The sequence below is a fragment of the Limimonas halophila genome (assembly GCF_900100655.1).
GTDB classification, from domain to species: Bacteria; Pseudomonadota; Alphaproteobacteria; order Kiloniellales; family Rhodovibrionaceae; genus Limimonas; species Limimonas halophila.
In genome coordinates, this window is the sequence record NZ_FNCE01000008.1 from 1 (window position 1) to 23730 (window position 23730).

A 23730-nucleotide genomic window follows, 5' to 3' on the forward strand; every position below is an offset into this window, starting at 1 on the left:
CCGCCACCAATGGGCCACGCTGAACGCTTGGCAGCTTCACCCCATCAAACGGCGACACCTGGGGCACCGGTCGCACAGCAGGCCCTTTCGCCGCCGCCACCGCCACGCCAAAGGCGAACCTCGACAGCTTCACACCGTCTTCGCCGCGCGCTGAACGCTTGGCAGCCGCGGGCACATCGGCTATATGACGGAGGTGAACGCGAGCCGGATGCGGGCGTAGCTCAGGGGTAGAGCACCAGCCTCCCATGCTGGTAGTCGCGGGTTCGAATCCCGTCGCCCGCTCCATTTCCCACCGCGCCTCACACAAAGCCGAAAAGCTCAACCCCAGGCCTCGTCCACGGCCAGGGCGGCCGATTGCTTCTGGTGCACGGCGTACAGCCGGTCCAGCGCCTCGCGTTCCAGCCTCGGATCGTCGTCGGGCGCGGTGCCGCACGAAGCCAGCGCCTTGCGCACGTCCACGCGCCGGCCGAGGAATTTCAGCGCCACGGTCGCCGTGGTCGGGTGCCGGCCGGGCGAGAGTGCCAGCCACGTCTGGAGCCCGTTCAGCCAGGTCAGGTGGTTGCCGTACGCGGGGTACAGGATCGTGTAGCAGAAGTTGTGCGCCCCGAGCATCTCGTATTCGACGACGTGGATGCGGTCGGTGAGCACCACCACCTCGCCCACATATTTCAGGGTGTTGCGCGGCCCCTTGGACGAGGCCGGCCGACTCGCCAGCTCCACGTTCTTCCATACCGCGCGGCCCTGGTCGTGGAAGATGTGCACCAGGGACTTGGTGATGGCGTTGTCGCCGGCGCCCGAATAGAAATAGCGGTGGTAGTAGCCGTAGTAGCGGTCGGGCAGCGGCTGGGCGTTGGCGTAGACCTGCGGCGGATAGCCGGGCAGCGGCGATGCGCCGCCGAACCGGGCGGACGCGCCGGGCTTGAGCGCCACGATCTCGGCGAAGCGCGCGTGCGGCATGCGCAGTTCGGACTCCTCCACGCCGAAGTGATCGCAGATGCGCCGCATGCTCCGGCGCGAAGGCGCGGCCGTGCCCGCCAGGTAGCGGTTGAACTGCGCCCGGTTGATGTCCATGCGCCGGCACACCTCGGCGATGGAGGGTGCGTAGCTGCACAGCAGCGCCAGGTTTTGCGCAAAGTCGGCGTCGCTGTCCGCCATCCCGGCCTCCCGGCGGCCTGCTCATCAGCCCGGTTGTGATGCTAGATGATGCGCCGTGCGCGTCAACGCGCATCATGCGCGAAAGCGTCCGCGAAATTGTTGCCCGCGCGCCGGGCGGCGTACCCTGCTGATCCAACGGTTACGGGGAGAGATTATGGACGCCGGCACAGTGGACACGCGCGCGATCGAAGAGCTTTCCAACGTCTGGATTCCCATGCCCGACGGCACGCGCCTGGCGGCGCGGATCTGGCTGCCGCCGGGCGCGCGCACGGAGCCGGTGCCGGCGATCCTGGAGTACATCCCCTACCGCAAATCCGACCACACCGCCCCGCGCGACAGCGAGATGCACCCCTACTTCGCCGCCAAGGGCTACGCCTCGCTGCGTGTGGACCTGCGCGGCAGCGGCGATTCCGAGGGGCTGCTGCAGGACGAGTACCTGGAACAGGAGCTTCAGGACGGCTGCGCCATCCTGCGCTGGCTGGCCGAGCAGCCCTGGTGCACCGGCACGGTGGGGATGATCGGCATCTCCTGGGGCGGCTTCAACGGCCTCCAGGTCGCCGCCAAGCAGCCGCCGGAGCTGGGCGCGGTGGTCTCGGTCGCCTCCACCGACGACCGCTACAGCGACGACGTCCACCACATGGGCGGCTGCATGCTGGCCGATAACCTGACGTGGGCCACGAACATGCTCGCCCACACCTCGATGCCGCCGGACCCGGCGACCGTGGGCGAGAGCTGGCGCGAGCAGTGGCTGGACCGCCTGCGCCACAGCGGCTTCTGGCTGGACACCTGGCTGCGCCACCAGCGCCGCGACGCCTACTGGCAGCACGGCTCGGTGTGCGAGGACTATTCGGCCATCAAGGCGCCCATCTACGCCGTTTCCGGCTGGGCCGACGGCTATTCGGACGCCGTCTTCCGCCTGCTGCGCAACCTGGACGCGCCGTGCAAGGGCCTCGTCGGCCCGTGGAGCCACACCTACCCGCACCTCGGCGAGCCCGGTCCGGCCATCGGCTTCCTGCAGGAGTGCGTGCGCTGGTTCGACCACTGGCTGAAGGGCGTCGACACCGGGATCATGGATGAGCCGCGCCTGCACATGTGGATGAAGGACAGCGTGCAGCCCGCGACCTCCTACGAATGCCTGCCGGGCCGCTGGATCGCCGAGCGCGACTGGCCCGCGCCGGACATCACGCACCAGCGCCACACCCTGACGAGCTGCGGCCTGGAAACGGCCCCGGACGCGGGCGCGGCCGACGGCACCCCCAGCTGGGTGCGCTCGCCGCTGCACGTGGGCCTCTACGCGGGCAAGTGGTGCGCCTACGCCAACGGCCCCGACATGCCCCACGACCAGCGCCTGGAGGACGGCGGCGCGGTCGTCTTCGACGGGCCCGAGCTTGCGCAGCGCACCGAGATCTGCGGCGCGCCCGAGGTGACGCTCGACCTCGCCAGCGACAAGCCGGTGGCGATGGTGGCCGTGCGCCTGTCCGACGTGCAGCCGGGCGGCGAGGCCACGCGCATCACCTACGGCCTGCTCAACCTCACCCATCGCGAGCGCGACGACCAACCCGAGCCGCTGGCGCCCGGCCAGCGCTACCGCGTCACCGTGCGCCTGCACGAGATCGCCTACGCCCTGCCGGCGGGCCACCACCTGCGCCTGGCGATCTCCTCGTCCTACTGGCCGCTCGCCTGGCCGTCGCCCGAGCCCGCGAAGCTGACGATCTGGCCGGGCACGAGCACCTTCGACCTGCCCGTGCGCCCCATCAAGGCCGCGGACGCGGAGGGCCTGCCGCCCTTCGGCGAGCCCGAGATGGCGCCGGGCGATCCCAAGGAAGTCGACACCAAGGCCGAGCAGAACTGGTGGATCGTCCACGACCTCGCCAAGGACCGCGTGCGGCTGACCGTGCATCAGCGTGAAGGACCGATCCACCTGATCAACCAGGGCATCACCTTCACCGAAACCAACGACGAGCATTACGCTTTCACGGGCAACCGGTACGACAGTGTGCGCGCGGAAACCTGGTACCGGCGCGAGGTCAGCCGGCCCGGCTGGGCGGTCACGACGCTGACGCACTGCGTGCTGACCTCGGACAGCGAGGCCTTCGAGCTGCACGCCGACATCGACGCCTACGAGGGCGATCAGCGCGTCTACACGCACAGCATCCACAACCGGATTCCGCGCGACCTCGTCTAGCGGCGTGCGGAGTCCGCGAACGCGGCGCCAAAGCCAAAACGATCACAACCGTGCGCCGCCGCCTGTGTCTGGGAGATGGGAACCACAAGGAGGTTTCACGGATGGCGGATACCAACACACCCGAGCAGGGCAGCGGCATCAGCCGCCGCGGCCTGCTGCAAACCGGCGCCGTCGCGGTGATCGGCGGCTCGTTCATGCCGCTGTCGCAGGCCGTGCGCGCCGCCGAGGGATCGGTGCTCACCGCGCGGTCCTACGCCGACATCGACAAGCTCGACCCCGGCTTCTACCAGAACGCCTACAACGTGGACGTGATGAACTGCATCTATTCCAAGCTGGTGCAGTACAAATCCGGCCACGCGTGGGACTGGGAGCTGCAGGCCGCGGAATCCATCGAACAGGTCGATTCCACGCACATCCGCTTCAAGCTGCGCGAAGGCATCATGTTCACCGGCGGCTACGGCGAGATGACCGCCGAGGACGTGAAGTTCTCCTTCGAGCGCATCCTGGAGCACGACTCCCCGGTGAAGGGTGACTGGGCGGCGCTCGAGCGCGTGGACGTCGAGGACAAATACACCGGCGTCATCGTGCTCAACCGGCCCTTCCAGCCGCTGTGGAACATCACGCTGCCCTACGGCGCCGGGCACATCGTCTCCAAGAAGGCCGTCATGGAGGCGACGGAGAACGGCGGCGACTTCGGCATGAACCCGCCGTGCTTCTCCGGCCCCTACGTGCTGGATGAGTGGAAATCGGGCCAGCACGTCAAGCTGAAGCGCAACCCGGACTACACGGGCCCGGCGGAGGTCGGCTTCGACGAGGTCCGCATCCTCCCCATGGACGACGACAAGACGGCGGAGATCGCCTACAAGTCCGGGGACCTGGATTTCACGCAGATCAGCCTCGCCTCGCTGAAGAATTTCAAGCAGTCGCCCCCGGCCAAAACCAAGATCGAGGAGTATCCCTCGCTCTATTACCTCTGGGTCGGGATGAACCTCGACCATCCCAAGCTGCAGGACAAGAACCTGCGCAAGGCGATCCAGTGGGCGATCAACACGCGCCAGATCGTCGACGCCGCCTACTTCGGCCAGGCGGAGCCGTCCACGGGCATCATCGCGCCGGGCCTGGTCGGCCACCGCGAAGAGGCCCTGATCCCGCCCGAAGGCGACCTGGAAAAGGCCAAGGCGTTCATGGCGAAGGCCGGGGTGGACAGCGTCACGCTGACCATCGACACACTGAACGCGACGACCTTCAAGACGATCGCCGAGGTGGTGCAGGCGCAGCTCAAGCGCATCGGCGTCGACCTGGAAATCAACGTGCAGGACTCGGGCTCGTTCTGGACGCTCGGGATGGAGAGCGAGGGCGACCGCTGGCAGAAGGTCCAGCTGATCGTGAACCGCTTCTCCATGGTGCCCGACCCCTACTACGCCACGCAGTGGTTCACCTGCGAGCAGGTCGGCAAGTGGAACTGGGAGCGCTTCTGCAACGAGGAATTCGACAAGCTGCACAAGCAGGCCGTCGAGGTCGCGGACAAGGAGAAGCGCGCCGAACTCTACCACCGCATGCAGGACATCATGGAGGAGTCCGGGGCGTACCGCTTCGTCACCCACGAGGGCAATCCCGTGGTCTACCGCGAGACGGTGTCGGACCCGAGCGTGCGCCCCGACGGCCGGCCGCTGTACCGCGACTTCAAGACCGTCTGACCCCCGCGCACCAACCGTCCGTCCGGCGGGCTTCCGGGTGGAGCCCGCCGGGCCGCATGGGGATACAACGGGAGGGTGACGCGCCGTGTGGTTCTTTCTGGCCCGCCGGGTGGGCCTTGCCGCGGCGATCGTGATCGTGGCGGTGACGCTGCTCTACCTCATGATCCACGCCGTACCGGGCGACCCGGCCTCCATCATCCTCGGCCCGCGCGCAACGCCCGAGCTGAAGGCCGAATTGCGCGCCGAAATGGGCCTCAACCAGCCCCTGCCGCTCCAGATCCTGGGCTTCTTCTGGGATCTGCTCCATGGGGACCTGGGCCGGGACGTCTTTTCCGACCGTCCCGTGGCGGACATCGTTTTCGAGCGCCTGCCCCACACGATCACGCTGATCCTGACCTCGATCGCGTGGGCGGCGGCGATCGGCATCCCGCTGGGGTGCTATTCCGCCATGCGCCGCAACACCGTGATCGACAAGATCACGGGCGTGCTCTCGGTGAGCACGATCGCCATACCCTCCTTCGTCATGGCGCTCTACGCGCTCCTGCTGTTCGCGGTAACGCTGAACTGGCTGCCCGCCATCGGCGTCGGCGACGGCGGCTTCTGGGACGGGCTCGAACACCTGATCCTGCCCGCCTTCGCCGTGGGCATCTCCTGGGTGGGCTACATGGCCCGCATCGTCCGCGCCTCGATGCTGGAGGTGCTGGGCGAGAACCACGTGCGCATGGTGCGCGCCTTCGGCGTCGCGGAGCGGCACATCGTCACGCGCTACGCCCTGCCCATCGCCATTATGCCCACGGTCACGCTCGTCGGTGTGGGCATGGCCCACCTGCTCTCGGCCGCGGTGTTCGCCGAGACGGTGTTCGCCCGGCCCGGCGTGGGCTCGCTGATCGTGGATGCGGTGGACTCGCGCAACTACCCGGTCGTCATGGGCTGTGTGCTGGTGACCACGGGGCTCTTCGTCATCGCCACCACGATCGCGGACGTCATCAACGGGCTGCTCGACCCCCGGACACGGGAGAACCTGTGACATGACCGCGGCGGCACACACCGGGGCGGCGTCCGGCGGCAAGCGCCGGCCGAGCGCCCTCCTGCAGCACTGGCGGCGCCTGCGCCGCGACCAGCTCGGCCTGTTCGGCCTGATCCTCGTGGTTCTGATGGTGGGCAGCGCCATCCTGGCGCCGTGGATCGTCCCGTACGACCACACGCAGATCATGGCGGGCGGACGGCTGACCGCGCCCTCGTGGGACCACATCATGGGCACGGACCAGCTCGGCCGCGACGTCTTCTCGCGCGTCATCATGGGCGGGCGCGTGGCGCTCCAGGTCGCGCTCGCGGCGCTGGCGACGGCGCTCTCGGCGGGGCTGGTGCTCGGCCTCATCGCCGGCTTCGGCCCGCGCTGGCTGGACAGCGGCATGCTGCTGGTGCTCGACGCCATCCGCGCCTTCCCGGTGGTCATTTTCGCCCTGGCGGTGGTGACGCTGCTGGGCCCCAGCCTGTGGACCGTGGTCCTGGTGGTGGCGATCACCTCGGTCCCCATCTACGCGCGCATCGTGCGCACGCAGACCCAGTCCCTGCGCAACGACGAATTCATCCAGGCCGAACGCGCGCTGGGCGCGGGCACGCCGCGCATCTTGGCGGTGCACGTCATGCCCAACGTGATCGGCCCGCTGCTGATCCTGGCCAGCATGGACGTGCCGCTCGTGATCACGATGGAAGCGGGCCTGAGCTTCCTGGGCATGGGTGTGCAGCCGCCCACGCCCTCCTGGGGCACGATCCTCAACGACGGCTTCAACTACATCAGCAACTCGCCCTGGCCGGTGATCGCGGGCGGCATTCCGATCATCATCACCACGCTGGGCTTCACCTTCCTGGGCGAGGCGCTGCGCGACATCTTCGATCCCAAGCTGCGAAAGGATCTGTGATGGCGACCGCGGCCGATCCCCTGCTGGACATCCAGGGCCTGTCGCTGGACTTCGCCAGCCCGGCGGGCCCCGTCCACGCCCTGCGCGACATCGACGTCACCGTGCCGCGCGGGCGCATCGTCGGCGTCGTTGGCGAAAGCGGCTGTGGCAAGTCCACGCTGGCCTCGACGATCATCCGTCTGCTCGCCGCCAACGCCAGCATCGTCTCGGGCCACATCCTGTTCGAGGGCGAGGACCTGGCAACGGCGAGCGAGCGCCGCATGCGCCAGCTGCGCGGCTCGCGCATGTCGATGATCTTCCAGGACCCCATGACGGCCCTGAACCCCGTGCGCTCGATCGGCGATCAGATGATCGAAATCCAGCACCGCATGGGCGGGTCGAAGGCGGACAAGCGCCGGCGCGCGCGCGACATGCTGGCGACCGTGGGCATCCCCGACCCGGACAACCGCCTCACCGCCTATCCGCACCAGTTCTCCGGCGGCATGCGCCAGCGCATCTGCATCGCCATGGCGCTCTTGGTGGAGCCGTCGCTGATCCTGGCGGACGAGCCCACGACGGCGCTGGACGCCACGCTGGAGGTGCAGATCGTCAACCTGCTCAAGCGCCTGCAGGCCGACACGGGGTGCTCCATCCTCTTCGTCTCCCACCACCTCGGCACGGTGACGGAGCTGTGCGACGACGTGGTGGTGATGTACGCGGGCGAGGTCGTGGAAGCCGGCGACGTGCGCGAGATCTTCCACAACCCCAGCCACCCCTACACCCAGGCGCTGCTGCGCTGCGATCCGGGCCGCATCCGCGAGCCCACGCGCCAGCTGCCCACCATCCCCGGCGAGATCCCGGACCTTTCCGACCTGCCGCCGGGCTGCATCTTCCAGAACCGCTGCCCGCGGGCGCACGCCCGCTGCGCCCGCGAGGCGCCCGGCCGCCACCGCGTGAGCGAGGGCCACACGGCGAGCTGCCACCTGCTCGCCGAGACCGAGGAGGTGCCGGCATGAGCGAGCCGCTGCTCTCCGTCGAGGACCTGCGCGTGCGCTTCCGCAGCCTGGGCACGGTGCGCGCGCTGGTGCGCGGCGTGCACGATCCCTTCATCGACGCCGTCTGCGGCGTGTCCTTCGAGGTCCGGGCCGGCGAGACCCTCGGGCTGGTGGGCGAGAGCGGCTCCGGCAAGTCCACGGTCGCCCGGGCGATCATGGGCCTGACGCCCTCGCAGGAGGGCTCGGTCCGCTTCGAGGGGCGGGAACTGCGCGGCATGGCGGCGCGCGAGCTGCGCGCCCTGCGGGCCGACATGGCGATGATGTTCCAGGACCCCGTGGGCTCGCTGTCGCCGCGCCTGACGGTGCGGGCGCTCATCACCGAGCCCTTCCGCATCCACGGGCGCACGGACGTGGACCTGGACGCCGAGGCCGACCGCCTCCTGCAGATGGTGGGGCTGACGCCGGACTTCGGCGGGCGCTTCCCCCACCAGCTCTCCGGCGGGCAGGCGCGGCGCGTGGGCGTGGCGCGGGCGCTGGCGCTCAACCCCAAGCTCATCATCGCCGATGAGCCCACGGCGGGGCTGGACGTCTCCGTTCAGGGGGAGGTGCTGAACCTGCTCGCGCACCTGCAGCAGGAACTCGGGCTCGCGATCCTCATCATCACCCACAACCTGAACGTGGTCCGCCACGTCACCGACCGCACGGCCATCATGTACCTCGGCCGCTTCGTCGAGCAGGGCGAGACGGAAACCATCTTCCGCGCGCCGCGCCACCCCTACACGGCGGCGCTGCTCTCGGCGAACCCGGAGCCCGACCCGGACGCCGAGCATGCGCGCGTGGAGCTCCAGGGCGAGGTGCCCAGCCTGATGAACCGGCCCTCGGGCTGCGAGTTCCACCCGCGCTGCCCCTATGCCCAGGACCGGTGCGCGCGGACCGCGCCGCCCCTGACCGAAGCCGGCGGCGCGCACCGCTACACCTGCCACTTCCCCTTGAACGCCGAGGCCATGGCGGCCGAATAACACCGACGCCCCCGCGAATCGCGCGGGCTCACAAAAAATCGGGGCGCGGCGGGAGATCTGCCGCGCCCCTTTTTTCATGTCCGGCCGTATGGTCCGTGTGCCGGCGGCGTTATACCAGCGAGCCAATCAAGTCATAAGCTGCGCGAGCATAACCCCATCCCCCTCTGGGTTTCGGGCTGTCGCCCCAAACCCGTCTCCCCCTTCCCCTGCCAGGGGAAGGGGGAGATGACAGAGGGGGTTGGGGTCGATGATTTCATCAACTCGGCGGTATTACTCCTCCGGCTTCGCCAGCGGCACGGGCACGAAGTGCGAGCCGTCGTCGCGCTGGACCAGGAGCACCACGGAGTCCGCGCCGCGCTCCAGGGCCTCGTTGACGTAGCCGTAGACGTCGCCGGGCGAGGTCACCTCGGTCTGACCGACCTGGGCGACGACATCGCCGGGCCGGATGCCGCGGCTGGCGGCGGGGCCGTTCCGCGCGACCTCGACCACCACGGCGCCGTCGACGCCGCGCGGCAGGTCGAACTGACCAAGCACCTCGGCGTTGGCGGGCGCCAGCTTCGCGCCGAGCGCCATGGCGGCTTGCTTGGTGTCCGGCTCGTCCTTCTGCGTGGGCGCTTTTTCGGCCGCCGCCGAGGGCCGCTCGCCCAGCTCCACGGTGCGCGTGATCGTCTCACCGTCGCGCCAGACGGTCATCTCGACGGACTCGCCGGGATCGAAGCGCGCCACGCGGCGGGCGAGGTCGTTGGAATCCGCGACCTTCTCGCCCTCCAGCTCCAGGATGACGTCGCCGGTCTTGAGGCCGGCTTTCTGCGCCGGGGCGCCGTCCGCGACGCCGCCGACCAGCGCGCCGTGCTCGGCGTCCAGTTCCAGGCCCTTCGCCAGCTGCTCGGTCACGGGCTGCACGGTCACGCCCAGCCAGCCGCGGGACACCTTGCCGTCCTCGCGCAGGTCGGCGATCACGGGCTCGGCGACCGAGGCCGGCAGGGCGAAGCCGACGCCGACGCTGCCGCCGCTGGGCGAGAGGATGGCGGTGTTCACGCCGATTACCTGGCCGTCCATGTTGAACAGCGGCCCGCCCGAGTTGCCCTGGTTGATGGCGGTGTCGGTCTGGATGTAGCGGCTGTACGGACCGGCGTTGATGTCGCGCCCCCGCGCCGAGACGATGCCGGCCGTTACCGAGCCGCCGAGGCCGAAGGGGTTGCCGATGGCAAGCACCCAGTCGCCGATGCGGGCTTTTTCGGAATCGCCCCAGCTCAGCGCCGTCAACTCCTTGTCGGCGTCGATCTTGAGCAGCGCCAGGTCGGTTTCGGGGTCCGAGCCCACGATCTCCGCCTTGATCTGGGTATCGTCCTGAAGAATGACGGTGACCTCGTCCGCCTTCTTCACGACGTGGTGGTTGGTGACGACGTAGCCCTCTTCGTCGATGACGAAGCCGGAGCCGAGCGACCGCAGCTCGCGCTCGCGCTCCTGCTGCGGGGCGCCGCCGAACTGCTCGAAGAACTCGCGCAGCGGATGGCCCTCGGGCAGCTGCCCGAGCATCCCGCCGCGGCCTTCGACGGTCTGGGTGGTGGAGATGTTCACGACCCCGGGCAGCAGCTTCTGCGCCAGCGGGGCGAAGGTGTCCGGCGCCTTCTGCTGCGCCTGCGCGGTCGTGGCGAGCGCCAGCGCGACGGCGGCGCTCGCAAGCGCGCGCGTCAGGTGGGCGACTGTCATGGAACGGCTCCTCATGGGGACCTGAGTCGGATGCATGGTCTGGCGTCGGCTGCGTGGCCCGCGGCCACGGCGTCGCTGACGCCGCAGCGTGCCATGCAGGCGCCGGGATGTGCCAGAAAGATGGCGGCGGCGTGCCCGCCGGGTGGCGGGTGTACCGGCGACGCGGTTACTCGCCCAGCAAATGCAGCGCCAGCTGACGGCTCTTCGGGTTCTGGCGGTGCTCGAACAGGAAGATTCCCTGGTACCGCCCCAGCAGCATGCGCCGGTCGCGCACCGGAATCGCCAGGTGCGTCTGTGTCAGCGCCGCGCGGATGTGGGCGGGCTGGTCGTCGGAGCCCTCGGCCGTGTGACGGTAGAGGGCCGTATCCTCGCACACGAGCTGACGGAAGAAGTCCAGCATGTCGTGCTGAACGTCCGGATCGATATTTTCCTGAATAACGAGCGAGGCCGAGGTGTGGCGCAGGTAAAGCGTCAAGAGGCCATCCTGCAGCGTCTGCTCGTTTACCCACTCGGCGACGGCCTGGGTCATTTCGTAAAAACCCTGACCCGCCGTGCGGAATTCCAGTTCCGTCAGCCGCTGCTGCATGCCGAAGTCTCTCCCGTCCGGGTCAACTCACCAAGGGATATGACACCTGAGCAACCCACGGCAATGCCCGAGGTGCCCGCCCCCGGCCCGCTGGACGGTCCGGCATCCATGCGCTGCTCCATGTGCCGTACCACGCCTGCGCCACCCCAAATTGATGCGAGTCAAAGCTTCGACAGCGGCGATGGGCAAGCCTCCGCGCGGCTTCCCACAGCACACAGGACGCGACACCGCCCCGCCCGTGCACCCCGCGCGGCCGGGAGCGGCCCGGGTCACGCCGGCTGCGGGACTCCACCATCGACCAGCGAACGCGGAGCCTCGCCCATGGCGGCCCTGGTCCTCGAAGTCGACGACCATCAGGTGGGCGTCCTCATCCCGACGCGGGGCGGCTACGTCCTCTTCGCCGCGCTGCCGGCCGTCGCCCCCATCGACCAGACCCGCTTCCGAACCGTCGAAGCGGCGCGATCCGCCGCGCGCGAGCGCCTGCACGCCCGCGCCGGGAGCCCGCCGACCGTCTCCGCCTGACGCCGCCGCCGGCCGCAGCCCGCACGGACGCAGAATCCGCCCGCCGGCCACCCGCGTGTTGCCGGCACCCGGGCCAGCTGGCAGGTTGCGCGCCGCTTTCGCGCTGGAGTCGGGAAGGACGCGCAATGACGTACGCCTTGGCGATCTGCGTTCGCGAGGGACTGGTCTGCCTGGCCGACGGCCGCATCACCAGCGGCAACCAGGTGTCCTCGGCGCGCAAGGCGACGCTGCACGGGCCGGAGGGGTCGCAGTTCGTCGTCATGACCTCGGGCCTGCGTTCGCTGCGCGACAAGACGCTGGCCTATCTGGACCGCGAGCTGCCCACGCACGGCGACAGCGAGAGCACGCGCCTGCTCGACGCCGTGGACACCTACGCCGGCTGCCTGCGCCGGACCGCGCAGGAGGACAAGGCCGCCGTCGAGGCCTCGCGGCTCACCTTCAACCTGCACGCCATCATCGCGGGCCAGCTCCCCGGCGACCCGCATCCCACGGCCTACCTGGTGTACCCGGAAGGCAACTGGATCGAGGTCACCGAGCGCACGCCCTACTTCGCCGTCGGCGCCAGCGGCTACGGCAAGCCCATCCTGGACCGCACGGTCACCTACGACACCCCGCTGCGCATGGCGCTCAAGGCGGCCTACCTGTCGTTCGACTCGACACGCGTGAGTTCCGCCGACGTCGGCTATCCCGTCGACGTGATGACGCTGCCCGCCGCCGACGGGCAGTGGCGCACGGCCACCTTCGAGCACGACGACCTGCGCGAGCTGCGGGAGTGGTGGAACCGCAACCTCACCCACATGGCCGCGCAGCTTCCCGACGATCCCTTCGCCGACAACCTCCTCCCCGAAGACGCCCGGCGGCGCAGCAGCCTCGCCCCCGCCGAGGACGCCGACGTGACCGGAAATCCGGCTTCGTCCTAACCCTGCGCGGGATTGTTAACACTCCCGCAACCGTGCCAAGCTACGTTCGAAGGTGGCAGGGCCCGCATCGGCAAAGCCGATGCGGTGTGTTTCTGGTCCGGCATCGGGGGGAGACCGGGACGTGCGCACGGGGCCGATTTCACATGCTGGCGGCGCGGCCCGGCGGGCTGCCCGCTGTGTTCGCACAGCGGCCCATCCGGCGGCTGTGGCGGCTGTGCTGGCGGTTGTAGCCGCGCTGGTCGTGAGCGGCTCGCCGGCGCGCGCCGGCTACGCCTCGATCGTCGTGGACGCCGAGACCGGCGAAGTGCTGCACGCCGCCAATTCGCGCGCGCGGCTCTATCCAGCGTCCTTGACCAAGATGATGACCCTCTACATGACCTTCGAGGCGCTGAAGGAGGGTCGCCTGAAGCTGAACGAACAGCTTTACGTCTCCCGGCGCGCGGCGGGCATGACCCCAACGAAACTCCACCTGCGGGCGGGCGAGACGATCAGCGTGCGCAACGCCATTCTGGGTGTCGTGACCAAGTCCGCCAACGACGCCGCCGTCGTGCTGGCCGAGGCACTGGCGCGCAGCGAGTTCCGCTTCGCCCTGAAGATGACGGAAACCGCGCGCGAGTTGGGCATGCGGCGCACGCAGTTCCGCAACGCCTCGGGCCTGCCCAACCGCCACCAGGTGACGACGGCGCGCGACATGGCGCGCCTCGCCGATGCGCTGATCGACAACTTCCCACACTTCTACCGCTACTTCCAGCGGGAGGCCTTCACCTACGACGGCCACACCTACCACAACCACAACAACCTGTTGGACAAATACGCGGGCACCGACGGCATCAAGACCGGCTACACCTCGGATGCCGGCTTCAACCTCGTCGCCTCGGTCGAGCGCCGCGGCCGCCGGCTGATCGGCGTCGTCATGGGCGGGCAGTCGGCGCGCTCGCGCGATCAACACATGATGACGCTGCTGGACCGCGCGTTCGCCCAGGTGCGCGAGCGCCGCAACATCGAGGTGGTCGGGCCGCCGTCGGAAAAGCCGTCGCGCAGCATTCGCCTGGCCAGCGCCGAGGACGCCGCCGACAATGGCGCCAGCGGCATGGGCGACATCAGCCAGCGCGATGTGCCGGTCCCGCCGGACGGCGGCCGGCCCGCGGACGTGCGCCGTGAGGGCCGCACCTTCGCGCACGAGCGTGGGCAGTGGGCCGTCCAGGTGGGCGCCTATTCGCGCGCCCAGCCGGCCCGGCTGGCCGCCATGAAGGCCGCCGAGCAGGCGCCCACGCTGCTGACCGGCACGGACGTCGCCGTCACCCGCATCGACGCGAGCAGCGGCCACATCTACCGCGCCCGCCTGCGCGGCCTGGCCCGGCCGCGCGCCATGCAGGCCTGCCGCCTCTTGGAGGCCGTCGACCGCAGCTGCCTCGTCATCCAGCCGGGCGGCGGTGTCGAGGTGGCGTTCCAGGCCAACGAGGGCGGGTAAGATCCCCTTCAGGCCGCCAGCGTGAACGCGTCTTCGGCCGACGGCGGCATGTCCGGATTGGGTTGCGGCTGGTCGTCACCGCCAGCGACGACATCGCGCAGCCGGCGCCGCCCCAGCCAGCTCACGTCCAGTGCCAGCGGATGCCCCGGCCGTGTCGCCAGCATCCAGGTTTTCGCTTCGCGCTGCACGGCCGGCTTGTGAACGGCCTGCCAGCGGCGCATGTCCCAGCCCTCGGCGCGCACCGCCGGCGTCTCCACCGGCGCGAAGGTCCACGGTCGCAGGCGGCCGCCACGGGCGTCCCACGCCGTCACCCGCCGCGGCAGGTAGCCGGGACCCTCGAAGTGCGCCATCCACAGCAGCAGCTCGCGGTCCAGGTTTTCCAGGAAATAGCCGGGGACGCGCCCGCCGGGCCGCGGCAGCACCACGGGAAACGGACCGCCGGCCGCCGTCCGGCGAACGTGGTTCAGCAACACCCCCGGCGTGACGCGCACCTCCCCGGCACGCCGGCCGAAGACGGTGCGCCGCAGGTCCGGGTCCATGAGTGTGCCGTAGACGAAGAACAGCACCGGCGTCCTCCCGCGTTCGGGGCAAGCATGGCGCACCCCGGCGGCGGCAGGGAAGAGCCGGGGCCGGCGGTTAGAGCATCGTGCGTGAAATCGTGTTTGCCAAGAAAGTCGGAAGCCTCACGCTAGGTTCCTGTTTTTCCTGTGCGAGTGCGAGCAGATTCACGCACGAGCAAGCGGAATCACGCCGGGACGGCCACGGCGGCGTGGGCGTGACACCCCGAACGAGCTGATTCCGCTTTACGGCGATCTGCTCTAGGCGCGATAATCGATGCGCACGCCGCCCCAATGCTTGCCGTTGACGTAGATCGGGGCGGACACGTCCTTCAGCAACAGGTTGTGGTCTCCCATCTTGCGCCGGTACGCCTGCAGCAGAAAGGGTTCGGTGTTGGCGCCCGCGGCGCGCCCCACGCGGTCCTGGAACCAGGTGCGCTGGCGGCTGTACTTGGCGTTCCACGTGGGATCGTCCGACTGCGGGTAGGACACGTGCTTGTTGTGCGTGGGCAGGTAGCCGTTCTTGTCCACGGCGCAGCAGGCCACCATGCGCTCGTCCGTCTGCAGCGCGGGTTCCTGGATGGGCGGCAGCACGCGGTCGGTGAAGGTGCTGAACGGCGCTTCGTGGCGCACCGGGTTGGTTCCGGGAATCTCCTCGTAGCGGAAGTCGAAGAGGGTCGCCTCGTCGATCTGCCCCCGAGCAATGGCGTCCTCGAAGGCGCGGCCGATCTCGTCGGCCTTCTGCTGCGCGAGCTGGATGAAGGGGGTGTCCACCGTCTCGACGTCGGCGGAGGCGGTAAGGCCGATCAGGCGCTCGGCGCTGTCCTTCAGGCGATCCGTGCGCTCACCGGCCTCCGACAGCGTGGCGCTCGACGCCTCCACACCCTCGGAGAGATCCTTCACGGTCGTCACCAGCTCGGTGCAGCTGGACTCGATCGTCTCGGCCGCTTCCGCGATATGGTTCGCGCGATCCTCCATGCCGCTCATCGCCTCGGCGATGCTGCCGACGCCGTCGCGGATGACCTGCGTGCCCTGGCTGACGCTGCGGGCCCGCTCGGTCGAGTCCCGCCCCTGGCGCAGCAGGGCGTCGGCCTCCTCGCGCAGGTGGCTGAGCGTGGAACTGATTTCCTCCGTCGCCTTGCCGGTCTGGTTGGCCAGCTCCTTCACCTCGTCGGCCACGACGGCGAAGCCCTTGCCCGCCTCGCCGGCGCGCGCCGCCTCGATGGAGGCGTTGAGGGCGAGCAGGTTGGTCTGCTTGGCGATGGCGTCGATGCGCGAGGCGGCCGAGCCCACCTGCTCCAGCGCGGTCTGAAGCCCGTTCAGCCGCTCTTCCATGCTCGACACAGCATCCACCAGGCCGTGGATCTGCTCCACGGACTCGTCGATCGACTGGCGCGAGGTGGCGACAGTCTCGCTGACCGAGGCGGCGTCGTCGCGGCTCCGGCGCGCTGCCTCGGCGATGCGCGTGTTCTGCTCGGAGACCTCGCTGGTCGCCTGGTGCAGCTGCTGCAGCGCCCCGGCCTGCGCGGTCACGCGCTCGCTGAGATCCGCCACGCTGCCCGCCACGTCGGCCAGGTCGACGCCGAGGGCGCCCGCCTCCTCGGCGAGGCGTTGCATGAGGTTGTGGCCCTGCTCGGGCGCGGCGTCGCCGGACATCTGGTCCCTCCCCGGTTCGTGTTGACCGCCGCCGGCGCGCGTTTTCCTTTGCTAAATTTTGTCGCGCGCAAACATTTGGCGGCGCTCGATTGGCAAAACCAGCTTTTCGTCAGAAGTTAAACTTTTCCTGAGGTACAGGCCAGTTCGCCGTATTCACAAGATAGCGACCGCGCGATTGCCGCGTGCGGTGGCAAGCGGACCAGAATTCAGTCCAGCTTCTCGGTGGGACAAGGCTTCATCCAATCGTCATGCGCGCGTCACACGGCTGTCGCGGTGCCGCCCCATGCTCCGCACGGCATCAAAGCCGCTCCGGGGTTTCCGGCCGCCCGGCAAACCGGGCACCGCCCCCCGGCGGCCCCTTGCCGAGACGACCGGCGCGCGGCCGGCGGCGCCGACCGGGGCTGCCGGGCCGTCCCGTCGTGCCCTCTCCCACCCCGCATGGGACACGCTTCACCCGGCCGGCGCACTGCCGGCCGGGGCTTTTTATCCACGATGCCGGTTATCCACGATGCCGGGACCAGCCGGATTACGACGCGACGTAGCGCGCGGCGGCCTGACGCTTCAGGCGGACGCTGAAGTAGGCGATGAGCGTGACGACGACGAACACGCCCGCCGCGAAGGCCGTGGGCGTGGGCAGCTCGTCGAGCACCAGCCAGACCCACAGCGGGCCGAGCAGCGTTTCCAGCAGCATCAGCAGCCCGACCTCGGGCGCGGTGATGTAGCGCGGCCCGATGGTGATGAAGCCGAACGCGCCGGGCACCACGACCAGCCCCATGGCCAGCATCCACGGCACGTCGCCCGCGCCGATGGGCACAGGCGGCGTGTGGCCGAGGGCGACGGCCCCGACCAGCACACCCACCGCCGACCACAGCGCGCCCAGCGCGGTGGCGGGGACCATGTTGATGTCCTTGCGGTGGCGCATGACCACGAAGTTCGCCGACAGCGAGAGCGAGACCACGATCCCGGCCAGATCGCCCGCCCAGGTGCCCTGTTGCAGCCCGTCGCCCACCAGCACCGCGATCCCGCTCAGCACCAGGACGGTGGCCACCCAGGTTTCCGCCGCCACGTGCTCGCGCAGGAAGACGCGCGACAGCACCGCGCCGAACAGCGGTCCGCCGGCGATGATGACCAGGGTGTTCGCCGCGGCCGTGTGCGTGACGGAATACACGAACAGCGTGGTGTTCACCGCGAAAAAGAGCGACACCAGCAGCCCCCAGCGCCCGGTCGCGCGGAAGGCTCCCAGCGCCCGCCCGCGGTGAATCACCAGCATGGCCGCCGCCAGGGCCAGGAAGGTCAGCACCCCGCGCCAGACCACGGTGGTCCACACGCCGGCCTCGACAAGACCGACCAGCAGCGCGTCCGGCGAGAGGATCGTGACCCCCAGCGCCGTGATCAGCAGCCCCTTCAGGTGATCCGGAATGGTGTTCACGCGCCGTCTCCCCCTTCACCGGCGGGACGGCGTATGCCATCTCGAAACCGGACGCGAAAGATGCCGCACCGGTTGTGCGGCCCGACCCGAACCGAACACGGGCAGATGAGCGAGCAGCAGGCACGGTTCTCGGTGGGCCAGGTGGTCCACCACCGCAAGTTCGGCTACCGCGGCGTGATCGTCGGCGTCGACCCCGAGTACCGCGGCACCGAGGAGTGGTACCGCATCATGGCGCGCAGCCAGCCGCCGCGCGACAAGCCCTGGTACCACGTCCTCGTCCACGACGCCTCGCACCGCACCTACGTGGCGGAGCGGCACCTGGAACCCGACTCCTCGGGCGAGCAGATCGACCACCCGGACCTGGGCCGGTTCTTCGACACCTTCGAGCGCGGTTTCTACCGCTGCCGGTCCAAGCGCCAGTAAAGGGGGAGCGGGGAAGCCGAGCACGGCCCGCCCGCTCTTCAGAACACCATCTTCCCGGCAAGCCCGAAGCGGGCCAGCACGGCTTCCATCCTCCCGGTACGCTCGGCGCGGTCCAGCAGCCGCGTCAGCGCCGCGGCCCCGATCGGGCCACCGGGGCGCACCAGCGCGCCCAGGCGATACATCTGATCCGGGTGGCGCGACACCGCCAGCTTGGCCTCGAGCGCCGGGCGCTCGTCGAACATCAATTCCAGGAAGGAGATGGTCACGACGGCCACATCCACGCGGCCGTCCAGCACCTTCGCAACGTTCTCGCGGTGGCTCGTGCTCAGACGGATATCGAAGGCCTGCCGCAGCCGGTCGGGATCGCTCTCCATGTCGGCGAAGGCGTAGTGGTAGCCGATGTGGGCGGCGATCGTCTTGTCCGCGACCTCGGCGAACCACGCCTGGGAGTCCACGCGGTCGGCCGCCGCCACCAGAACCTCACCGTCCGTGACGATGGGGCGCACGGTGTCGAAGGCGATCCCACGCTCACGCCAGCCCCAGCGCGGGGACTCGAACAGCATGACGTCGAAGCGCCCGCGCCGGAAATCCCGGTAGCGGCGACGCGCGGAGGTGGGGACGAAGGTAAAGCTGTGGGCGTCCTGCAGCGCGTTGAGTTCGCGCAGCAGTGCCTGGGTGACGCCCCCGTCGGCCAAGTGGTCGTCGACGTACGGGGGAAAGGCGTAGCCGCCCACGCGCACCGTCTCCGCCGGCGCCCCCGTGGCGGCAACGGCCAGAACGGCGGCCAGCAGGATGCGGACGGCGACGCGGCGCATGCGATCTCCTCAACCCCTCGACGACGTCACCTGCAGGATGGTTTCCGGCAGAAAACGCGATTAGGAAAGGCATAAAGGGGATGACGGTCAAGCAACGCTGCCTTGACCGCCGACCGCACGATATAAACAATTGTTCCAAATTTTTCGATGACACGCAGGACGCGAGCGACCCGATGGCCGTTCCCAGTCTCTACGACGCGCTCAGCCACCCGCCCGACCGCGCCGCCGGCAACGCGCCCGATCTGTCAGTCTACCGCGCGCCCGGGGCGCCGAGCTACGGGAGCTTCCGCTATCACGCCCCCGCGCACGGCTTGGTGGCGACCGGCGACGCGGCTAATCCCATGCCGGAATGGACGGACCGCTTCGACATCGCCTGGACCAAGCAGGGCGATCGCGGCCCGCTGGTGGTCTTTCTGCACGGCGTGCCCACCAACCGCATGCAGTGGGAGCCCATCCAGCGCCTGATGGCCCCGTTCTGCCGCACGATCTCGGTGGACATGCTGGGCATGGGGGAGAGCAGTCAGCCCCGGATGTACGGCCAGCGCGACGGCCACGCCCCGAACGCGCTGTGGCGTTGGGTCAACGACACCGACTGGCTCGAACAGCTGATGCAGCACGAATTCCCCGGCCAGCCCTTCGTGCTGGTGGCGGACGACTGGGGCGGCGGCATCGCGGCGCACTACGCGGCGCGCTTTCCCGAGCGGGTCAGCGCGCTGGCGCTGCTCGACCCCGTGGCCTTCGACGGCTACCCGGTGAACGAGATCCAGGCCGTGGGCCGCGCCGCGCAGTGCCCGAACACCCAGGCCGGGGACGCCCAGTTCGCCCAGCTCATGGCGGCCTTCGACCAGACGCTCGCGCAGATCCTCAAGTCGATGGTCTACCGCCGCGACGTCTACAACCAGTACAGCATCCGCGCCATCACCTTCCCCTACGTGGAGACGGACTACGAGCGCAACGCGGGCGGCGACGGCGTCTCGGGCATCGCGGATTCGATGACGCTGCGCCTGAAGCTGCACAACATCCGCGTGCTCGCCGATCGCGCCAGCGTGCTCGCCCCGGCGCAGCTCCTGCCGCACCATCCGGAGAAAAACCCGCACGGCGTCGCCTACGAGACCATCACGATGCCGACGCTCGTGGCCTGGGGCGAGTATGACGAGATGATGCCCGCCGGGCAGATCCACCGCTTCGCCAACGTGCTGGGCACGGACGACGTCGAAACCCGGCTCATCCCCCGCGCGGGCCACTTCGCCCACACCGACCAGCCGGTGGCGACGGCCGACGCGCTGCTCGGCTTCATCCGCCGCACCCACGGCCGGCGCGCGCTGGCGGACGTCTACATGGGCCTGGACGGCATCTGGAAGGGTGACGAGCGCGCGCTGATCCGCGACCTGCGCGCGGTTTACGGCGTTGGCGGGGGCTGAAAGCCAGCCAGCGCCGCCAGCTCCAGCCACGGCGCCAGCGACCAGTGCCCGCGCGCCGCGCCCGAGGGCGACGGCAATACGAACACGCGGCTGGCGGCGAAGGGCGAGTCCGGCTGTTCGCCCGTGGCGACGCGGCGGCCGTAGACGACCCGCGCCGGCCGCTTGCCGACGAAGGCGACCCATGCGGGGCGCACGCGGTCGATGCGCGCGATGAGGCCCGCGACGTCGTCGCCATCGCGGGGAAGCTCGGCGTCGCCGCCGCTAGCCGTTTTGCAGAGATCGGTGAGGCCGAGGCCGTGGCGCGGCAGGCTGCGGAAGTCCTCGGGGCGCAGTTCGTGCGGCGTCAGGCCCGCCTGCGCCAGCGCGCACCAGAAGCGGTTGCCGGGACCGGCGTAATAGGCGCCGCGCGCCGCCGACACCCGCCCGGCCGCGCTGCCGCAGAAGACCACGCGCAGGCCGGGCTCAAGCACATCGGGAAGCGCCGCTCCGGAAAGCGCGGGCGTCACTCCTTGCGGCGGAAGCGGTCCAGCGTGACCACGTTGTCGCCCGGCGCCTCTTCGGCCGCCTCGTCTCCGGCGCCGCCCGCGGACTCCGTGGCGGGCGTTTGCGGGTTGGCGTGCTCGACCTCGCCGGCGTCGGCCTGAACGCCGCTGTCGTCGCCCGCCTCGAACTGGAGACCGAAGCGCACCGAGGGGTCGGCGAAGGAGGTCACCGCCGCGAAGGGCACGACCACGCGCTCGGACCGGTTGTTGAAGCTGAGCGTGACGGCGAAGGCGTCCTCGCCCACGTCCAGGTCCCAGAACTGGTACTGGAGCACGACCGTCATCTCGTGCGGATAGCGCTCCCGCAGGGTCGCCGGCATGTCGACGCCGGGATGCTCGCTGCGGAAGGTGATGTAGAAGTGGTGCTCGCCGGGCAGCCCGTGCTCGGCCACATACGTCAACGCCTCGCGCACGACCCCGCGCAGGGCGTTTTCCACCATGACATCGTAGTGGAGACCGTCGCCGCTCTCGGTCATCCCCGCTCTCCCGCGTCGCCTTCACGTGTTCGGCGCACGCTTCTAACCCGAAGCCCGCGGGCGAGGAAAGTGGGCCGTCCGCCATGCATACGAGAAATGGGGCCTTCTGTTGCTAGGTGGCCCCGAACCCCACCTGGCCCTGCTCAGTGGACCAGGGATTTCAGGCGGTCGCCTAGGCTGCTATTACGCAGCCGCAGCAACCGGAGCGCGATTGTCGTTCGCACTTCTTGGGATGCCCGATCACGGCGGGCTGCCGAGCGAAAGGCACGCCTTTCAACGCGCGTCGATCCTGGTTCGCCCCCCTCGATCCCCCTGAGCCGGGAGGAAGGCCGGCGGCGCGCGCCGCGCCGGCCGGCGTGTTGGTGGAGGCGCCGGGTACTGCCCCCGGGTCCGCTACGTCTAGTTGGCGTGCCGTTTATCGCCATAGTCGGGTGCGACCCGACATCAATCAATATAGGGCGTTGGCGCGGCTGTTTGAAGGCCCCAGCCGCTGCTTGGCGTGCCCCCGGTCGGCGGCTACCCTCGCGCTCCCGTGAGCCGGAGCCCGCCATGACCGACCCCGCCCATCCCGACACGCAGTACCTCGACCTGCTGGCGCGGGTGCTCCGCGACGGCGAAGCGCGCGGCGACCGCACGGGGGTGGGCACGCTCGGGCTCTTCGGCGCCACGCTGCACTTCGACCTGACGGCGGGCGCGCCGCTGCTCACCACCAAGAAGGTGGCGTGGAAACACGCCGCCTGCGAGCTGCTCTGGTTCCTCTCCGGCAGCACCAACATCCGCCCGCTGCTCCGCCACGGCGTGCGCATCTGGACCGCCTGGCCGCTGGAGCGCTACCGCCGCCAGACCGGCGAGGCCATCGACCAGGCCAGCTTCGAGCAGCGCGTTATCGAGGACGAGACCTTCGCCGTGCGCTGGGGCGACCTGGGCCCGGTCTACGGCAAGCAGTGGCGCGACTGGGTGGATGCCGACGGTCACCACCACGACCAGATCGCCGCGCTGATCCAGGGGCTGCGCACGCGTCCCGAAAGCCGGCGCCACCTGCTCTCCGCCTGGAACGTGGGGGAGTTGGACCGCATGGCGCTGCCGCCCTGCCACGTCAGCTACCAGTTCCACGTCGCCGGCGAGCGCCTGTCCTGCCTGCTCTACCAACGCAGCGCCGACGTTTTCCTGGGCCTGCCCTTCAACATCTTCGAGGCGGCGCTGCTGACCGCGCTGCTGGCGGACCAGACCGGGCTCCGTCCGGGCGAGCTGGTGTGGACCGGCGGCGACGTGCACCTCTACCGCAACCACGTGGAGCAGGCGCGCACCCAGCTTCAGCGCACGCCGGCCGCGCAGCCGCGGCTTTGCCTGCGCCGCACGCCGGCGACCATCGACGGCTACACCCTGGATGACGTCGCGGTCACGGGCTACGACCCCCACCCCGCGATCAAGGCGCCCATCGCCGTTTAACGGTGAATGACGGGATCACCCGGCGACCAGATTGTCGGCGCCGAAGCTGCGGCGGATGCGCTGGGCCGCCGCGCCCGGATCGTCCGCGTGGCAGATGGCGGAAATCACCGCCAGGCCGTCGACGCCCGTGCCGGCGAGCTGGCCCGCGTTCGCGCCCGTGATGCCGCCGATCGCCACGGCCGGCAGCCCCACCTGCCGGGACAACTCGGCCACGCCCTCGGGGCCGATGGCGGGGTCCGGGTCCGCCTTGGAGCCGGTGCCGAAAACCGGCCCGATGCCGACGTAGTCCACCAGCTCGGGATCGACGCCGGCGGCCTCATGCGCGTTGTGCACGGAGGTGCCGATCAGCATCTCCTCGCCGATCAGCCGGCGTGCGTCGGCCGCATGCATGTCGTCCTGGCCGAGATGCACACCATCGGCGCCAGCAGCCAGGGCCACATCCACGCGGTCGTTGACGATCAGCGGCACCCCGCGCGGGGCGAGCAGCGCTTTGAGGCGCTTGGCGTTCGCCACCTGGTCGCGCGCGCAGGTGTGCTTGTCACGCAGTTGAACGACGCTCACGCCGCCGGCCACGGCGCTGAGCACAACCTCCTCAAAGGGCGTCCCCGCCGTGTCCGCGGCGCCCAGGATCAGATACAGGCTGAGATCGGGGCACGCTCGCATCGTGAAACGCCCGTATGCTTGAACGGAGAGGATAACGCGCTTCGCCCCTTCAGGCCAGGAGTCGTGCGGATACGCGTGGATTCGGATGCATTTGCCGTTGAGCCGCGGCGCCGGACCGCCTATCGCTTGCGCGGC

At 69.8% G+C, this 23730-nt stretch carries 22 protein-coding genes, 1 tRNA gene and 1 other RNA gene; 13 read left to right on the plus strand and 11 right to left on the minus strand.

Annotated elements, in window-relative coordinates; genetic code table 11:
• Nucleotides 1-210 precede the first annotated feature (210 nt).
• Nucleotides 211-285: transfer RNA gene (locus BLQ43_RS10490), tRNA-Gly, on the plus strand.
• 33 nt (nucleotides 286-318) lie between these two features.
• Here the strand turns inward: BLQ43_RS10490 and BLQ43_RS10495 are convergent.
• Nucleotides 319-1155 carry a helix-turn-helix domain-containing protein gene (locus BLQ43_RS10495; protein WP_090020588.1) on the minus strand — a complete coding sequence of 279 codons (837 nt, stop codon included), beginning with the start codon at nucleotides 1153-1155 and terminating at the stop codon, nucleotides 319-321.
• Between the two features lie 154 nt (nucleotides 1156-1309).
• On the opposite strand from BLQ43_RS10495, the gene BLQ43_RS10500 reads away from it, so the two are divergent.
• The 6 genes from BLQ43_RS10500 to BLQ43_RS10525 all read left to right on the plus strand — a co-directional run bounded on the left by BLQ43_RS10500 (nucleotide 1310) and on the right by BLQ43_RS10525 (nucleotide 8952).
• Nucleotides 1310-3340 (plus strand): CocE/NonD family hydrolase, encoded by a 2031-nt coding sequence (locus BLQ43_RS10500; RefSeq protein WP_090020590.1) that lies wholly within the window; start codon nucleotides 1310-1312, stop codon nucleotides 3338-3340.
• A gap of 101 nt (nucleotides 3341-3441) precedes the next feature.
• The gene (locus tag BLQ43_RS10505) at nucleotides 3442-5037 is read left to right on the plus strand and encodes an ABC transporter substrate-binding protein (protein WP_090020592.1); all 1596 of its coding nucleotides are present in this window, start codon (nucleotides 3442-3444) and stop codon (nucleotides 5035-5037) included.
• Between the two features lie 85 nt (nucleotides 5038-5122).
• Nucleotides 5123-6064 carry an ABC transporter permease gene (locus tag BLQ43_RS10510; RefSeq protein ID WP_245659552.1) on the plus strand — a complete coding sequence of 314 codons (942 nt, stop codon included), beginning with the start codon at nucleotides 5123-5125 and terminating at the stop codon, nucleotides 6062-6064.
• A gap of 1 nt (nucleotide 6065) precedes the next feature.
• The gene (locus BLQ43_RS10515) at nucleotides 6066-6959 is read left to right on the plus strand and encodes an ABC transporter permease (RefSeq protein ID WP_090020594.1); all 894 of its coding nucleotides are present in this window, start codon (nucleotides 6066-6068) and stop codon (nucleotides 6957-6959) included.
• Nucleotides 6959-7954 carry an ABC transporter ATP-binding protein gene (locus tag BLQ43_RS10520; protein ID WP_090020595.1) on the plus strand — a complete coding sequence of 332 codons (996 nt, stop codon included), beginning with the start codon at nucleotides 6959-6961 and terminating at the stop codon, nucleotides 7952-7954. The genes BLQ43_RS10515 and BLQ43_RS10520 overlap by 1 nt, the downstream gene beginning before the upstream one ends.
• Nucleotides 7951-8952 (plus strand): ABC transporter ATP-binding protein, encoded by a 1002-nt coding sequence (locus BLQ43_RS10525; RefSeq protein ID WP_090020597.1) that lies wholly within the window; start codon nucleotides 7951-7953, stop codon nucleotides 8950-8952. Before BLQ43_RS10520 ends, BLQ43_RS10525 begins: the two co-directional genes overlap by 4 nt.
• A gap of 270 nt (nucleotides 8953-9222) precedes the next feature.
• Here BLQ43_RS10525 and BLQ43_RS10530 read toward each other — a convergent pair whose 3' ends face one another.
• Together BLQ43_RS10530 and BLQ43_RS10535 are read right to left on the minus strand one after the other, a co-directional pair.
• Nucleotides 9223-10665 carry a DegQ family serine endoprotease gene (locus BLQ43_RS10530; protein WP_218119182.1) on the minus strand — a complete coding sequence of 481 codons (1443 nt, stop codon included), beginning with the start codon at nucleotides 10663-10665 and terminating at the stop codon, nucleotides 9223-9225.
• 166 nt (nucleotides 10666-10831) lie between these two features.
• A complete protein-coding gene (locus BLQ43_RS10535) occupies nucleotides 10832-11251 on the minus strand; it encodes a secondary thiamine-phosphate synthase enzyme YjbQ (protein WP_090020601.1) in 420 nt (139 codons plus the stop codon).
• 321 nt (nucleotides 11252-11572) lie between these two features.
• Between BLQ43_RS10535 and BLQ43_RS10540 the strand changes: the two genes are divergently transcribed.
• The 3 genes from BLQ43_RS10540 (at nucleotide 11573) to BLQ43_RS10550 (ending at nucleotide 14164) form a co-directional block, all read left to right on the plus strand.
• Nucleotides 11573-11773 (plus strand): hypothetical protein, encoded by a 201-nt coding sequence (locus tag BLQ43_RS10540; RefSeq protein ID WP_090020602.1) that lies wholly within the window; start codon nucleotides 11573-11575, stop codon nucleotides 11771-11773.
• A gap of 125 nt (nucleotides 11774-11898) precedes the next feature.
• Nucleotides 11899-12693, plus strand: coding sequence for a proteasome-type protease (locus BLQ43_RS10545; protein ID WP_090020605.1), 795 nt, complete (start codon nucleotides 11899-11901; stop codon nucleotides 12691-12693).
• 214 nt (nucleotides 12694-12907) lie between these two features.
• A complete protein-coding gene (locus BLQ43_RS10550) occupies nucleotides 12908-14164 on the plus strand; it encodes a D-alanyl-D-alanine carboxypeptidase family protein (protein WP_218119183.1) in 1257 nt (418 codons plus the stop codon).
• A gap of 8 nt (nucleotides 14165-14172) precedes the next feature.
• Here BLQ43_RS10550 and BLQ43_RS10555 read toward each other — a convergent pair whose 3' ends face one another.
• From BLQ43_RS10555 to BLQ43_RS10565, 3 genes are all read right to left on the minus strand, one after another.
• Complete coding sequence (locus tag BLQ43_RS10555; protein ID WP_090020609.1) at nucleotides 14173-14730, minus strand: gamma-glutamylcyclotransferase family protein; 558 nt, start codon at nucleotides 14728-14730, stop codon at nucleotides 14173-14175.
• 252 nt (nucleotides 14731-14982) lie between these two features.
• Nucleotides 14983-16377 (minus strand): methyl-accepting chemotaxis protein, encoded by a 1395-nt coding sequence (locus tag BLQ43_RS10560; RefSeq protein WP_090020611.1) that lies wholly within the window; start codon nucleotides 16375-16377, stop codon nucleotides 14983-14985.
• Between the two features lie 526 nt (nucleotides 16378-16903).
• The gene (locus BLQ43_RS10565; RefSeq protein ID WP_090020613.1) at nucleotides 16904-17806 is read right to left on the minus strand and encodes a DMT family transporter; all 903 of its coding nucleotides are present in this window, start codon (nucleotides 17804-17806) and stop codon (nucleotides 16904-16906) included.
• Between the two features lie 105 nt (nucleotides 17807-17911).
• Between BLQ43_RS10565 and hspQ the strand changes: the two genes are divergently transcribed.
• Nucleotides 17912-18229, plus strand: coding sequence for a heat shock protein HspQ (gene hspQ / locus BLQ43_RS10570; RefSeq protein ID WP_090020614.1), 318 nt, complete (start codon nucleotides 17912-17914; stop codon nucleotides 18227-18229).
• A gap of 38 nt (nucleotides 18230-18267) precedes the next feature.
• On the opposite strand, the gene BLQ43_RS10575 is transcribed toward hspQ, so the two are convergent.
• Nucleotides 18268-19044 carry a substrate-binding periplasmic protein gene (locus BLQ43_RS10575; protein ID WP_090020616.1) on the minus strand — a complete coding sequence of 259 codons (777 nt, stop codon included), beginning with the start codon at nucleotides 19042-19044 and terminating at the stop codon, nucleotides 18268-18270.
• Nucleotides 19045-19217: 173 nt separating this feature from the next.
• Between BLQ43_RS10575 and BLQ43_RS10580 the strand changes: the two genes are divergently transcribed.
• Nucleotides 19218-20465: an alpha/beta fold hydrolase gene (locus BLQ43_RS10580; RefSeq protein WP_176758638.1), complete on the plus strand. Its 1248-nt coding sequence runs from the start codon at nucleotides 19218-19220 to the stop codon at nucleotides 20463-20465.
• Here BLQ43_RS10580 and BLQ43_RS10585 read toward each other — a convergent pair.
• The 3 genes from BLQ43_RS10585 to ssrA form a co-directional block, all read right to left on the minus strand.
• Nucleotides 20444-20935 carry a mismatch-specific DNA-glycosylase gene (locus BLQ43_RS10585; protein ID WP_090020822.1) on the minus strand — a complete coding sequence of 164 codons (492 nt, stop codon included), beginning with the start codon at nucleotides 20933-20935 and terminating at the stop codon, nucleotides 20444-20446. The two genes, BLQ43_RS10580 and BLQ43_RS10585, sit on opposite strands and share 22 nt — an antisense overlap.
• Nucleotides 20936-20967: 32 nt before the next feature.
• Nucleotides 20968-21483 (minus strand): SspB family protein, encoded by a 516-nt coding sequence (locus tag BLQ43_RS10590; RefSeq protein ID WP_090020620.1) that lies wholly within the window; start codon nucleotides 21481-21483, stop codon nucleotides 20968-20970.
• Nucleotides 21484-21578: 95 nt separating this feature from the next.
• Nucleotides 21579-21966: a transfer-messenger RNA gene (ssrA, locus tag BLQ43_RS10595) on the minus strand.
• Between the two features lie 66 nt (nucleotides 21967-22032).
• Here ssrA and thyA point away from each other — a divergent pair.
• Complete coding sequence (thyA, locus tag BLQ43_RS10600) at nucleotides 22033-22932, plus strand: thymidylate synthase (RefSeq protein ID WP_090020622.1); 900 nt, start codon at nucleotides 22033-22035, stop codon at nucleotides 22930-22932.
• A 15-nt stretch (nucleotides 22933-22947) separates the two neighbouring features.
• Here the strand turns inward: thyA and thiE are convergent, their stop codons facing one another.
• Nucleotides 22948-23595, minus strand: a complete 648-nt coding sequence (gene thiE, locus BLQ43_RS10605; RefSeq protein WP_090020624.1) for a thiamine phosphate synthase — start codon at nucleotides 23593-23595, stop codon at nucleotides 22948-22950.
• Between the last annotated feature and the right edge of the window lie 135 nt (nucleotides 23596-23730).

Coding starts and splice junctions, on each gene's coding strand:
- BLQ43_RS10590 (WP_090020620.1), bottom strand. CDS start 21,483: ATGACCGAGAGCGGCGACGGTCTCCACTACGATGTCATGGTGGAAAAC.
- BLQ43_RS10560 (WP_090020611.1), bottom strand. CDS start 16,377: ATGTCCGGCGACGCCGCGCCCGAGCAGGGCCACAACCTCATGCAACGC.
- BLQ43_RS10525 (WP_090020597.1), top strand. CDS start 7,951: ATGAGCGAGCCGCTGCTCTCCGTCGAGGACCTGCGCGTGCGCTTCCGC.
- BLQ43_RS10540 (WP_090020602.1), top strand. CDS start 11,573: ATGGCGGCCCTGGTCCTCGAAGTCGACGACCATCAGGTGGGCGTCCTC.
- BLQ43_RS10520 (WP_090020595.1), top strand. CDS start 6,959: ATGGCGACCGCGGCCGATCCCCTGCTGGACATCCAGGGCCTGTCGCTG.
- BLQ43_RS10580 (WP_176758638.1), top strand. CDS start 19,218: ATGGCCGTTCCCAGTCTCTACGACGCGCTCAGCCACCCGCCCGACCGC.
- BLQ43_RS10545 (WP_090020605.1), top strand. CDS start 11,899: ATGACGTACGCCTTGGCGATCTGCGTTCGCGAGGGACTGGTCTGCCTG.
- BLQ43_RS10505 (WP_090020592.1), top strand. CDS start 3,442: ATGGCGGATACCAACACACCCGAGCAGGGCAGCGGCATCAGCCGCCGC.
- thyA (WP_090020622.1), top strand. CDS start 22,033: ATGACCGACCCCGCCCATCCCGACACGCAGTACCTCGACCTGCTGGCG.
- thiE (WP_090020624.1), bottom strand. CDS start 23,595: ATGCGAGCGTGCCCCGATCTCAGCCTGTATCTGATCCTGGGCGCCGCG.
- BLQ43_RS10535 (WP_090020601.1), bottom strand. CDS start 11,251: ATGCAGCAGCGGCTGACGGAACTGGAATTCCGCACGGCGGGTCAGGGT.
- hspQ (WP_090020614.1), top strand. CDS start 17,912: ATGAGCGAGCAGCAGGCACGGTTCTCGGTGGGCCAGGTGGTCCACCAC.
- BLQ43_RS10500 (WP_090020590.1), top strand. CDS start 1,310: ATGGACGCCGGCACAGTGGACACGCGCGCGATCGAAGAGCTTTCCAAC.
- BLQ43_RS10495 (WP_090020588.1), bottom strand. CDS start 1,155: ATGGCGGACAGCGACGCCGACTTTGCGCAAAACCTGGCGCTGCTGTGC.
- BLQ43_RS10515 (WP_090020594.1), top strand. CDS start 6,066: ATGACCGCGGCGGCACACACCGGGGCGGCGTCCGGCGGCAAGCGCCGG.
- BLQ43_RS10575 (WP_090020616.1), bottom strand. CDS start 19,044: ATGCGCCGCGTCGCCGTCCGCATCCTGCTGGCCGCCGTTCTGGCCGTT.
- BLQ43_RS10530 (WP_218119182.1), bottom strand. CDS start 10,665: ATGACAGTCGCCCACCTGACGCGCGCGCTTGCGAGCGCCGCCGTCGCG.